The organism is Sneathiella chinensis, from assembly GCF_012720115.1.
Lineage (GTDB): Bacteria > Pseudomonadota > Alphaproteobacteria > Sneathiellales > Sneathiellaceae > Sneathiella > Sneathiella chinensis.
Map to the genome: position 1 here is coordinate 1,245,492 of NZ_VNWN01000002.1, position 11,842 is coordinate 1,257,333.

General features: G+C 57.2%; 10 protein-coding genes. 8 read left to right on the forward strand and 2 right to left on the reverse strand.

Annotated elements, in window-relative coordinates; genetic code table 11:
• Window positions 1-66 precede the first annotated feature (66 nt).
• Window positions 67-1,626, forward strand: coding sequence for an alkyl hydroperoxide reductase subunit F (gene ahpF / locus FQB27_RS05875; RefSeq protein ID WP_169559899.1), 1,560 nt, complete (start codon window positions 67-69; stop codon window positions 1,624-1,626).
• Between the two features lie 54 nt (window positions 1,627-1,680).
• Here ahpF and FQB27_RS05880 read toward each other — a convergent pair whose 3' ends face one another.
• Window positions 1,681-2,898: an MFS transporter gene (locus tag FQB27_RS05880; protein ID WP_169559900.1), complete on the reverse strand. Its 1,218-nt coding sequence runs from the start codon at window positions 2,896-2,898 to the stop codon at window positions 1,681-1,683.
• A 126-nt stretch (window positions 2,899-3,024) separates the two neighbouring features.
• Window positions 3,025-4,653 carry a BCCT family transporter gene (locus tag FQB27_RS05885; protein WP_169559901.1) on the reverse strand — a complete coding sequence of 543 codons (1,629 nt, stop codon included), beginning with the start codon at window positions 4,651-4,653 and terminating at the stop codon, window positions 3,025-3,027.
• Between the two features lie 506 nt (window positions 4,654-5,159).
• Here FQB27_RS05885 and FQB27_RS05890 point away from each other — a divergent pair.
• From FQB27_RS05890 to FQB27_RS05920, 7 genes are all read left to right on the forward strand, one after another.
• The gene (locus FQB27_RS05890; protein ID WP_169559902.1) at window positions 5,160-5,864 is read left to right on the forward strand and encodes an ABC transporter permease; all 705 of its coding nucleotides are present in this window, start codon (window positions 5,160-5,162) and stop codon (window positions 5,862-5,864) included.
• A complete protein-coding gene (locus FQB27_RS05895; RefSeq protein WP_169559903.1) occupies window positions 5,858-6,580 on the forward strand; it encodes an ATP-binding cassette domain-containing protein in 723 nt (240 codons plus the stop codon). The genes FQB27_RS05890 and FQB27_RS05895 overlap by 7 nt, the downstream gene beginning before the upstream one ends.
• On the forward strand, window positions 6,577-7,392 hold the full coding sequence (locus FQB27_RS05900; RefSeq protein ID WP_169559904.1) for an ABC transporter substrate-binding protein: 816 nt from the start codon (window positions 6,577-6,579) through the stop codon (window positions 7,390-7,392). Before FQB27_RS05895 ends, FQB27_RS05900 begins: the two co-directional genes overlap by 4 nt.
• Window positions 7,393-7,523: 131 nt before the next feature.
• Entirely contained in the window at window positions 7,524-8,963 is a 1,440-nt protein-coding gene (locus FQB27_RS05905; protein WP_169559905.1) for a cryptochrome/photolyase family protein, read from the forward strand.
• A gap of 169 nt (window positions 8,964-9,132) precedes the next feature.
• Window positions 9,133-9,423 carry a lipid-A-disaccharide synthase N-terminal domain-containing protein gene (locus FQB27_RS05910; protein WP_169559906.1) on the forward strand — a complete coding sequence of 97 codons (291 nt, stop codon included), beginning with the start codon at window positions 9,133-9,135 and terminating at the stop codon, window positions 9,421-9,423.
• Window positions 9,420-11,021, forward strand: coding sequence for an ArnT family glycosyltransferase (locus tag FQB27_RS05915; protein ID WP_169559907.1), 1,602 nt, complete (start codon window positions 9,420-9,422; stop codon window positions 11,019-11,021). Before FQB27_RS05910 ends, FQB27_RS05915 begins: the two co-directional genes overlap by 4 nt.
• Entirely contained in the window at window positions 11,021-11,824 is an 804-nt protein-coding gene (locus tag FQB27_RS05920; protein ID WP_169559908.1) for a glycosyltransferase family 2 protein, read from the forward strand. The genes FQB27_RS05915 and FQB27_RS05920 overlap by 1 nt, the downstream gene beginning before the upstream one ends.
• The last annotated feature ends 18 nt before the right edge of the window (window positions 11,825-11,842 follow it).

Here is an 11,842-nt window from a genome sequence, read left to right on the forward strand (position 1 = left end):
AGACTGGCCGCGGGCGGAACCCCGCCCGCGGCCTCCCTCCTGAACAGTAAAGATCAAGGCAGAAACATGTTAACGAATGATATTCTGAATGCCCTCAAGGGTTACACCGCCAATATGACAAATACCGTGACATTGGTTCTGCAAACCGGTGATCACGAAAAACGTCCTGAACTGCTGAAATTCCTGACCGATATTGCGTCGGTTTCGGACAAGCTGTCCGTGGAAGAGCGCGACACAAACGGCCAGCTGCGCAGCCCGATCAGCTTTATGCTGGAAGTGGACGGACAGCCAAACGGCATCCAGTTTTCCGGCCTTCCCGGCGGACACGAGTTCAACTCGCTGGTGCTGGCGATCCTGCATTCTTCCGGAACGCCGCTGAAGCTGGACGAAGGTATCCGGTCCCTGATCACCAATGTTCAGGAAGAGTTGAAATTCGAGGTATTTGTCAGCCTGAGCTGTCACAACTGCCCGGATGTGGTACAGGCGCTGAACCAGTTCGCGACCCTGAACCCGAACATTACAACGGAAACCATCGATGGGGGCCTGTATAAGGACCTGATCGAGGAGAGGAACATCCAGGGTGTCCCGACGGTCTTCCTGAACGGCGAGGTATTCGCCAACGGCAAGATCGATACGGCCCAGTTGCTTGACAAGCTGGTTGCCCAGTATCCGGCCATCAAGGAAGCTGGCAATGGCGGCGGCAAGACGCTGCCCCTTCAGGATGTGACCATCATCGGCGGCGGTCCTGCCGGTGTTGCAGCGGCAATCTATTCCGCCCGTAAGGGGTTGAAGGTGACCATGGTGGCCGACCGGATCGGCGGTCAGGTCAAGGACACCATGGGTATTGAGAACATGATCTCGATCCCAAAGACAACCGGCCCTGAACTGGTCGGCAAGATGCAGGAGCACATGAAGGACTATGACATCACGATCAAGGAACACCTGCGGGTGGACCGGATTGAGAAGGGCGATGTCAAAACGGTGACCCTGTCTTCCGGTGAGGTGATCGAGACAAGAACGGTCATTATCGCGACCGGTGCCAAATGGCGTGAACTGGGCGTGCCGGGTGAAAAGGAAAATGTCGGTAACGGCGTTGCCTATTGCCCGCACTGTGACGGTCCGTTCTTCAAGGGCAAGGATGTTGCCGTGATCGGCGGCGGAAACTCCGGTGTCGAGGCGGCCCTTGACCTTGCCGGTATCGTGAAGTCCGTGACGGTTTATGAATTCCTGCCGGAATTGAAGGCGGACAAGGTGCTGGTTGATCAGGCCTCGTCCCGCGACAATATCCGCATCCTCAAGAACGTGGCCACACAGCAGATCGTTGCCGAGAATGGCAAGGTCAAGGCCATCGAGTACAAGGACCGGGCGACCGAGCAGACCCATATTCAGGACCTGTCCGGTGTGTTCGTCCAGATCGGCCTGATCCCCAACAGTGATTTCCTCGGCGATCTGGTTGAGAAGACCCCGTATGGCGAGATTGTCATCAATGAGAAATGCGAGACAAGCGAGCCGGGAGTTTATGCCTGCGGTGACGTGACAACCGTGCCGTACAAGCAGATTGTAATCGCCATGAGCGAAGGCGCGAAGGCGTCCTTGGCCGCGTTCGAGCATATCCTGAAAAGCTAGATGGCTTGGGGCCAATTGTTATGAAGAAAGGGGAAGCGGTGTCTTCCCCTTTTTTTATGGGCGAAACAGGGCGAGGGTGGCGAGCCCCGCCGAGAGCAGGGCGAGACAGGATGCTGTCAGGGCAATGGCCTGCAGGGCCGTTCCAGCATCAAGGGCAACGCCCATGAAAACGGGCCCAAGGGCAGAGCCGAACACCATGACAACAGTGGCGACCGAGCGGATGGCCCCCAGATGCCGGGTGCCATAAAGTTCCGGCCACAAGGCCGATAGTCCGGGCCCCATCAGGCCTGCCCCAAAGCCAAGGATCGCCATGATCAGGGGGGCGAACAGGGCATTGTCAAAAAATGCCAGCAGGATGAAGGCAACGGTCATGGGCAGCAGGATAAAGGGAACCACCCGCCGGGCCCGGAACCTGTCCACCAGAAAACCGGATGTTAAGGCCCCCATAAATGCAAAGCCGGCAAATGCCGAGAAGCTCAGGCTCCACCAGTCAAGCGCCCATCCTTTCAGGCTGACAATATGCACCTGATGAAAGAACAGCCCGGTGATCAGTCCGGCTTGAGCAACGGGAACAAGCGCAATCAGGTAAAAGCGAGGATCGCGCAGCATTTCGGTGCGGGTCCAGTGCCGGATTTCGCGGGCCGTATTGATCGATAGCGAGGCTCCCGGACCGTCCAGATTTTCCGTCTGCCGAACGAGACGGGACAGAAAGGGCAGAAGGGACAGCGCCGCCAGCACTGCCATGACAGGCCAGAGGTTCCGCCAGTCTGTCAGGGAAAGGCCAAGCACAACAAGCGGCGGGAACAGGGTCTCACCAAGGGAAAATCCGATGCTGGCCACGGCAAGGGCACGGCCCCGTTCCGCCTCATAGCGGCGAGCCATGGCGGTCATGCTGATATGGCTCATCAACCCCTGTCCCATGAAACGCACCGCGAATATGGCGATAAGGAGGGAAATCGGGCCCGTGACAAGACTGACCGCTGCTGTGGCTGTCACCATCGCGAGGACGGCTGCAAGGCTCATGTGGCGAAGGGGAAGGCGATCGACAAGGGGACCCGTGCCCCACAGGAAAACGGCACTGGCCAGCGTGGCGAGGGTGTAAAGGCTTCCAAACTCGCCGTGGGACAGGTTGAAATCTGTCCGGATATGGCCACCAAACAGGGAAATCACGAATGTCTGGCCCGGGCTTCCCCAGAAGGTAAGAAGCAGCCCAAAGGTCAGGAAACGCCATTCCCGCCGGAAAAATGTCATGGTGCCTGTTCGGGTGGTCATTGTTTGTCGCCGCTTGTTTTATGGCAGCATAGACCGGGGAGGGGCGAAAAGAACAGGATTATTGCAACGAGAAGGAGGGGATGCCCGAAAGAACGGGCATCCCGGCAGGAGAGTTTCGTTGTCGGTTTACTTCGTCAGTTTGGAAACCTGTCTCAGACCCATGAACAGGCTGACACACATCAACAGCAGGACGAATGTGAACGGGAAGCCGGTTGAGACGGCCATGGCCTGCAGGGCGGTAAGGGCACCGGCCCCGCCGACAAGCAGCAATGTGGCGGCAACAACACCTTCAAAGGTACACCAGAAAACCCGCTGGGATACAGGAGCATCGACCTTGCCGCCAGCGGTAATCGTGTCAATGACAAGAGAACCGGAATCGGACGATGTCACGAAGAACACAAGCACAAGGAAAATCCCGAGAACGGAAGTAATGGTTGTCAGCGGAAGATGTTCCAGCATGACAAACAGTTTCAGTTCAAGGGCGGCGTCCTTTACCGGTGCGGCGGCATCGGCCAGAACCTCGGTGATGGCGGTTCCGCCGAAGGCACCCATCCAGATGATGGTGACAAAGGTCGGGATAAACAGAACGCAGAAAATAAATTCGCGAACCGTACGGCCCCGGGAAACGCGGGCGATGAACATGCCGACAAACGGTGACCAGGAAATCCACCACGCCCAGTAGAACGCGGTCCATCCCTGCGTGAAGTTGGTGTCTTCACGTCCGAACGGGTTGGACAGGGGGATAATTTCCTGAAGATAGGTCAGGCCGCCGCCAAGTGCGGTTTCGAAAATGGTGGATGTCGGTCCCATCACAAGGATGAACAGCAGCAGCGCAACCGCCAGGCCGATGTTGATTTCAGACAGTAGCTTGACGCCCCCGTCCAGTCCGCGAATAACGGAGAACAGGGCCAGCAGCGTAATGAAGCCGATCAGGATAACCTTGGCACCATTTCCAGTTCCCCAGCCGAACAGGAAGTTCAGGCCGGCGAGAGCCTGTTCCGTGCCAAAGCCAAGGGATGTGGCGAGGCCGAACAGGGTGGCGAAAACAGCAAGGATATCAATGGTGTGGCCGGGCCAACCCCAGACCCTTTCGCCCAGCAGCGGATAAAAAGCCGACCGCAAGGTGAGGGGCAATCCGTTATTGTAGGTGAAGAAGGCCAGTGACAGGGCAACAACGGCATAGATGGCCCACGGGTGCAGAGCCCAGTGGAACAGGGTTGCCGCCATGCCAAGATTGACCGCTTCCTGTACATCGCCGGCCGCCCCGGTCAGCGGGGCCCAGTCCGTCCGTACGCCATTTTCAACAGAAATTCCGCCCATTGATGATGCAAAATGCGACATGGGTTCCGAAACGCCAAAAAACATCAGGCCGATGCCCATACCAGCGGCAAACAGCATGGCGAACCATCCGAAATAACCATAGTCAGGTCGTGCGTCCGGTCCGCCCAGTCTGATCTTTCCAAGCGGGGAAATCATCAAAAGAAGGCAGAAAACAACAAAGATATTGGCGGCACTCAGGAAGAACCAGTCAAATTTGGATGTTACATAAGGGCGCAGCCAGCCGAAAAACTCGGTTGCTTCCGCCTGAAACATCAGGGTGATCATTACAAAGGCAACGATGGATATTCCCGATATCAGGAAAACGGGGTTGTGGATGTCCAGACCGAAAGGCGTGATGTTGTCCTGCCCTATCTCATAGTCTGTGTCGATCTCATGCGGGACAGGGGTATCCTGACCGCTGGTGGTTTCACTCATGGTACTCCTCCCAAAACTGGGCAAGTGTCTTGGCGTGCGCGCTTTGGCGCATCGCAAATGTTGGTTTTTCAATCAAAATGGCCAGTGTCGGCCCTGATCGAGTTCGGTAGATCCGGGCTGTTCTTTTTACGACAGAATTTGCCTTTAGGCGACCTACGGGGACAGTGCATAACATAGGGCGCATGAGAGTGTAATGGGTAAATTAAATATTTTTTTTAATCCAAGTAATGATAAAGATTATTGATGAGGTTTGTTTTAGGAAAATTTTGTCTATTTCATCGTGTTTTATCTTGTCATATTTATCGATATCAAAAGTTATCGCTGAGTTATTTTGTTAATTGATAGGAAGACAAAACTTTTAAATGGCAAGTAAAGGAAAGTTGTTGGCAAGTGAACGGTTCGGGAAAAGAGGCATTTCGTTGACCGGGGGAAAAACATCGCCTATCACTCGCTCTTGTTCTGAAAGGGGGCCGGGATCATGTCCCGTTATGTGATGGCGTTGAAAAATGGATAGTTTGCTGGCCGGTCTGTGGGCGGCAATCGAGCTGGTTGTGACGCTGGACCCTGATCTGGTGGAGATAACACTCCGGTCCTTGCAGGTGACTGTGACTGCGGTTGTGATCGCGGCCTTTATCGGTTTGCCGCTTGGGGCGTGGCTCACATTGACGCGGTTTCGCTTGCGGCGGGTAACGGTGGCGGTTCTAAACGCGCTGATGGGATTGCCGCCGGTGGTGGTGGGGCTGGTCCTGTATGTCTTGTTATCCCGCGCCGGGCCGTTCGGGGTGCTGGATTTACTGTTTACCCCGACCGCCATGGTGATCGCCCAGATCGTGATCGTGACCCCGATTGTGGCCTCGCTCTGTCATCAGGCGACCCGCGAGTTATGGTTTCTGTACCATGACCTTCTGATTTCCATGAATACCACCAAATGGCAACGCATCCGGACCCTTCTGTGGGATGGGCGCCGGGCCTTGTTGACGGCTGTGCTGACCGGTTTCGGGCGGGCCATCGGCGAGGTTGGTGCGATCATGATCGTGGGCGGCAATATCGACCATGTCACTCGTGTGCTGACCACCGCCATCGCCCTTGAGGTTGGCAAGGGCGATTTCGCGCTGGCCCTTGGGCTTGGTCTGGTTCTGATTGCTCTTGCGGTCCTGATCAATCTCGCCATTCACAGTCTGTCCCGCACCGAGAAGGAGGGGACATGGTAGAGGCTGAGGCCCTGTTTCCGGTTGTCCTTGATGATGTCAGTGTCTATCGCAAGCAGACACGGGTTCTGGGGCCGCTGAATATCCGATTTGAACAGACCGGCTGTACGGTCCTGATGGGGCCGAATGGTGCCGGAAAGACGACTTTTCTCCGGTTGCTGCATGGGTTGGTTCGCCCTCGGGAGGGTAAGGTTGTCTGGGCGCTCCCGCCGGAGCAAACCTACGCCCGTCAGTCTTTTGTCTTCCAGACACCGATTGTGATGCGGCGGACCGTACAGGACAATATCGCTTATCCCCTGATCGTTCGGGGGGCCGGGAAACGGCAGGGCCGGCAACAGGCGGATGAATGGATTGACCGGGTCGGGCTTGCCCATGTGGCGCACAAGGATGCCGGGGTCATTTCAGGCGGCGAGCGGCAGAAACTGGCGCTTGCCCGGGCCTTGATAACGGCACCGGATGTCCTGTTTCTGGATGAACCGTCCACCAATCTGGATGGGGCCTCGACGCGAGATATCGAGGCCTTGATCCAGGCGGTTGTGCGTGACGGGACCCGTGTTTTTCTTGCAACCCATGATTTGGGGCAGGCCCGACGATTGGCGGATAACATCCTGTTCATCCATCATGGCGCCATTCTGGAACATGCGGAATGCGACGCCTTTTTTGATCATCCGGCAACCCCGGAAGCCCGATCCTTTTTAAGAGGGGATATTCTGTTATGACCAAGTTTTCAGCGATTTTTGCGGTTGTTATCAGCCTGTTTCTGCCGGTGGTCGCCGCGGCAGACGACATGCGCATGGCCGTAACCACGTCGTTCCACAATTCCGGCCTTGCGGATGTGTTGCTGCCGGAAATCAAGAAAGACCTGGGGCTGGATGTTCATCTTCTTGTGGTTGGAACCGGTCAGGCCTTGCGTCTGGGCCGGGCCGGGGATGTGGATGCCATTCTGGTCCATTCCCGCAAGGCCGAGGAAGAGTTCGTCGAGAAAGGCTTCGGGACCCACCGGCGGGAGATCATGTATAATGATTTCGTCGTGATTGGCCCGTCCGCTGATCCGGCCGGGGTTGGCGGTGCAAAAAGCGCTGCTGCCGCCTTCCAGAAAATTGCCGCCGCCAAGACGGCCTTTGCCAGTCGCGGTGATGACAGCGGCACCCACCGCAAGGAACGCAGCTTGTGGAATGCGGCCGGTCTGGATGATGCCGGGTTGGATACCGGCTGGTACCGGGCCAGCGGTTCTGGCATGGGGGCGACCCTGAATATGGCAAGTGCCCTGAATGCCTACGTGTTTGCGGATCGGGCAAGCTGGCTGAACTTCGGGAACAAGGGGGAACTGGCCCTGCTGTTCGCAGGCGATCCGGTTCTGTTTAACCAGTATGCCTATATTCAGGTCAGCCCTACCCGGCACCCGCATGTGAAAAAAGAACAGGCTGCCAAACTGGAAGAATGGCTGGCCGGAGAACGGGCCCAACAGTTGATTGGCGGGTCTGAAATTGCCGGTGAAACGCTGTTTACCCCCAACGCCCAGCCCCGCTGAGTGTAGGCAAAAACAGGATAGAAGGGGCGGATAGAGGAAATTCCGCCCCTTTTTGTTTGAGCCGCTGATCCATCCCTGTGGCTGAAGGGTATAACGGGTGCGGTATCACATATTCAAAAGGGTTCAGGGTCTTGGGTAAGGTTTCAATTCATTGGTTTCGGCAGGATCTGCGTCTTTCTGACAATCCGGCTTTGTCCCATGCGGTGAAGCAGGGGGCGGTGCTGCCTGTCTATATTCTGGATGATGAGGCCGCCGGGGACTGGAAAATGGGCGGTGCCAGCCGGGTCTGGTTGCATCATTCCCTTGCGGCGCTGAAGGAAAGCCTTGGCGGTCATCTAGCTGTTTTCAAGGGCAGTGCCGAGCATATACTGACCGATCTTGTGGCGGAAACCGGGGCGGAAACCCTGACCTGGACCCGCTGTTATGAGCCATGGCGGCGAGAGAGGGACGAGCGTATCAAATCCCGTTTTCAGGACATGGGGTTGGATGTCCTGAGCGGAAACGGCTCTCTGTTGTGGGAGCCGTGGACCATCCGCAAGGGCGATGGTGGGCCGTATCGGGTGTTTACGCCCTTCTACAAGAAGGGCTGTCTGGCGGCCCCGCCCCCAAGAGAGCCGCAGCCCGCGCCCGATATCAGCGACTTTGCGCCCATGCCGTCTTCGTCCCTTGAGGTGGGTGCCCTTGAATTGCTGCCAACCCTTCCGTGGGGGGAAGAGATGATGCAGCATTGGACGCCGGGTGAAAAAGGGGCGGATCAGGCGCTGGACCGGTTTTTTGAAGTGGGTCTGTCCGACTATTCGGAAGGACGTGACTTTCCGGCCCGCCCCGCCACGTCCGGCTTGTCGCCCTATTTGCATTTCGGGGAAATGTCCCCCAATCAGGCGTGGTGTTTTTCGGGCCGGGCCGGGGATTTCATGGGCTGCGAAAAAGATGCGGAACATTTTCGCCGGGAACTGGCGTGGCGGGAATTTTCCTATTCCCAGCTTTATTTTCATCCGGATTTGCCCACCGTAAACCTGAACCGGAAATATGACGTGTTCCCGTGGCAGGAGGATACATCCCTGCTTCGGCAATGGCAGAAGGGTGAAACCGGTATCCCGCTGGTGGATGCGGGGATGCGCCAGTTATGGCAGACCGGCCATATGCACAACCGGGTTCGCATGGTCGTGGCCTCTTTCCTCGTTAAGAACCTGTTGATTGACTGGCGGCAAGGACAGGCGTGGTTCTGGGATACCCTTGTGGATGCGGATCTGGCCAATAACGCGGCAGCGTGGCAGTGGGTGGCCGGATCGGGGGCGGATGCGGCGCCCTATTTCCGGATTTTCAATCCGGCCACGCAGGGCGAACGCTTTGATCCCGATGGGGACTATATCCGCCAATATGTCCCTGAGCTTTCCAGCTTGCCGGACAAATGGCTGTCCAAACCATGGGAGGCGCCGGAAGCGGTCTTGCGGCAGGCGGGGGTTTCGCTTGGCAAAAATTACCCCCATCCGATAGTTGATCTCAAGGCGTCGCGCCAGCGGGCGCTGACCGCCTATGAACAGGTCAAGGCACATGAGGTCAATGTTTAGAAGATCAAAGAAAATAAGGGGATACTTTAAAAATCTTGCTTGCTAAAAGTGTTCTGTGTAGAAACTTTGTGGCGATATAAGCAAACGCGCCTCTGTCCCGATGTACCTGCGATGCTTCCTTTGTTGCAAAGGGCAGAGAGCTTTTCTCTATCAAGGCAGAGCAAGATATATGACTGTTTCTCAACTATGGCTTGGTGTCGGCTTTTTGGGGCAGGCCCTGTTTTCCAGCCGGTTCATTCTGCAATGGATTGCCAGTGAGCGGCGCAAGGAAAGCTATGTGCCGGTCCTTTTCTGGTGGTTCAGTCTTGCGGGTGGGGCGTCGCTTCTTGCCTATGCCATCTGGCGCGAAGACCCTGTTTTCATCGTCGGGCAGGGGGCGGGGCTGTTTGTCTATACCCGAAACCTGATCCTGATCCGCAACCGGCGTCGCCTGAACGGCGGCGAACAGGTGGACGCATGAGCGGGAGTGTATCGTCAGAGGGGAGCTTTCCTGGGAGGAAGAGCCTTGATCTGACGATCTTCAGCGCGGGGCTTTTCATTATCCTGTCGCTGGTCGGGCTGTGGATACGGCCTCTTTTGCCGGTGGACGAAACCCGATACCTGTCGGTTGCGTGGGAAATGTGGGTCAGTGGTGATTACCTGATCCCCACCAAAAACGGCGAAATTTACACCCATAAGCCACCGTTGCTGTTCTGGCTGATCAATCTGGTCTGGTGGGTGACCGGCGTCAGTGAGTTTGCCGCCCGCCTTGTCGGGCCTGCCGCAGGGGTGGTCGCCCTTTTCCTGACCCGTCGGCTTTGCCGCGTTCTGTGGCCGGATGCGGAACAGCAGGCCGGAACATCCGCCCTGATTTTTGCCACCAGCATGGGCTTTTTGCTGCTGGCGTCCCTGACAATGTTTGATGCCCTTCTGACGGTGGGGGTTCTGATCGCCATTCTGGGGATTGTGCGACTGGATCAAACCGGATCGTTGAAGTGGCTGTTGGTGTTTGCCTTTGGTCTGGCCTTTGGCGGTATGTCGAAAGGGCCGGTGGTTCTTGTCCATGTCTTGCCGGTTGCCCTGTTCCTGCCGTTCCTGCCGACCTCCCGTTGGGGGCGCGGAAAAGCGCTGTGGTATGCGGCGGTTCTTGGCGGTGTGGTTGGCGGCATTGCCATTGTGTCATTGTGGCTGGTGCCTGCCTTGATCGCCGGGGGGCCGGTATATCAGGAAGCGGTCCTCTGGAAACAGTCGGCGGGCCGGATTACCAACTCGTTTTCCCATGGTCGTCCGTTCTGGTTCTATCTGGCGCTGGTGCCGGTTTTTCTGTGGCCGTGGGGGTGGCGCCTGTCCAGTTGGCGAAAGGGGACTTTGGGGCCGGTTTTGCGCGAGCCGGGGGCGCAGGTCAGTCTTCTTTGGATTGGCGGCAGTTTCCTGATTTTCAGCCTGATCAGTGGCAAGCAGATCCATTACCTGATGCCGGAAATGCCCGCGCTGGCGTTTCTGTTGGCGCGCCTGTTTGACAGCAAGGCCGATGGCCGAATGCAGACGGTTGCCGGTATCGCACCGTTTATTCTGGTGTGGGCAGCGTTGATCCTTGCCATGGTTGGTGTGATACCACTGGATGGGCTGGAGGGGGCTCTGTCCCGCCCCGCCATGCTGGCGGCGATTGCGGGAACGACCCTCTATATTGTCGTGGTCTGGTTGTGTCGGCGCAGCCAGTTGATTGTGCTGGCATCAATGGCGCCTGCCTTGCTTGGGATCGTCTATCTGGTGGCGGCCTCGCCGCTCAGCCGGATGTATGACGCGAACGAGATTGCCGGGGAACTGGCCAAGGGGGACCCGCCAGCCATTTTGTATATTGCCGGGAAGTATCATGGGGAATTCACATTTGCCGGACGGCTGACCAGACCGGTCGATGTGCTGATCGGCGATGATGTGGCGGTGTGGATAAAAAATAATCCGGGAGGGGTCATCGTTGGACGCCTCGACAAGCCCACGCCGAATTTCCCCTATGACAGGAAATTTGTCTACAGGAAGCGGCCCTATGCCATCTGGCGGGTCCCGCGGGAGAAAAGTTGATGGGAGTTGATGTGGGGAACGAAAACAGGGTGTCTGTGGTCGTTCCGGTTTTGAACGAAGCGGAAAATGTGGGAACTCTGGTTCGTGAAATCGGTGCGGCAATGGATGGATGGGATTTCGAGATGATCTTCGTGGATGACGGGTCCACGGACCGCACGGTTGAGGTGCTGCGGGATTTGGCAAAAGAGTTTCCCACCTTGCGGTGCCTGCATCACCTGAAGCGGTGCGGACAATCGGCGGCAATCCGCACCGGGGTGAAACATGCCAGCGGCGGCGTGATTGTAACGCTGGATGGGGATGGTCAGAACCCGCCTTCTGAAATTCCCCGCTTGGCCCGTCACCTGATCGAGGCGGACGCGGGGGTTGGTCTTGTGCAGGGGCAGCGGGCCAAGCGGCAGGATACCCTGTGGAAGAAGGTCGGTTCCCGTCTTGCCAACAAAATCCGGCAGGGCCTGCTGCAAGACGGTGTGAAGGATAGTGGCTGCGGCCTCAAGGCGTTTTATCGCTCGGCCTATCTGGAGCTGGCATATTTTGATCATTTGCACCGGTTCATGCCGGTAATGATGATCCGCGAGGGATACAGGGTCGCGGTGCTGGACGTATCCCATCGGGAGCGGCAGGCCGGGACCTCCAAATATGGCAATCTGCAACGGGCTCTTGTGGGGATTTATGATCTTCTGGGGGTGGTCTGGCTTCGCAAGCGCCGCGCTCTCAGTGCGGTGGAGGAGGTGGCGTTCGGCGCAGAACCGCAACCGGCGGCGATGGCGTCTTCCCTGACAGGCGGAGCAGCAACAAAACCATAACATTCCGGTCATGAAACT

Coding starts and splice junctions, on each gene's coding strand:
- FQB27_RS05915 (WP_169559907.1), top strand. CDS start 9,420: ATGAGCGGGAGTGTATCGTCAGAGGGGAGCTTTCCTGGGAGGAAGAGC.
- FQB27_RS05910 (WP_169559906.1), top strand. CDS start 9,133: ATGACTGTTTCTCAACTATGGCTTGGTGTCGGCTTTTTGGGGCAGGCC.
- FQB27_RS05890 (WP_169559902.1), top strand. CDS start 5,160: ATGGATAGTTTGCTGGCCGGTCTGTGGGCGGCAATCGAGCTGGTTGTG.
- FQB27_RS05900 (WP_169559904.1), top strand. CDS start 6,577: ATGACCAAGTTTTCAGCGATTTTTGCGGTTGTTATCAGCCTGTTTCTG.
- ahpF (WP_169559899.1), top strand. CDS start 67: ATGTTAACGAATGATATTCTGAATGCCCTCAAGGGTTACACCGCCAAT.
- FQB27_RS05920 (WP_169559908.1), top strand. CDS start 11,021: ATGGGAGTTGATGTGGGGAACGAAAACAGGGTGTCTGTGGTCGTTCCG.
- FQB27_RS05895 (WP_169559903.1), top strand. CDS start 5,858: ATGGTAGAGGCTGAGGCCCTGTTTCCGGTTGTCCTTGATGATGTCAGT.
- FQB27_RS05885 (WP_169559901.1), bottom strand. CDS start 4,653: ATGAGTGAAACCACCAGCGGTCAGGATACCCCTGTCCCGCATGAGATC.
- FQB27_RS05880 (WP_169559900.1), bottom strand. CDS start 2,898: ATGACCACCCGAACAGGCACCATGACATTTTTCCGGCGGGAATGGCGT.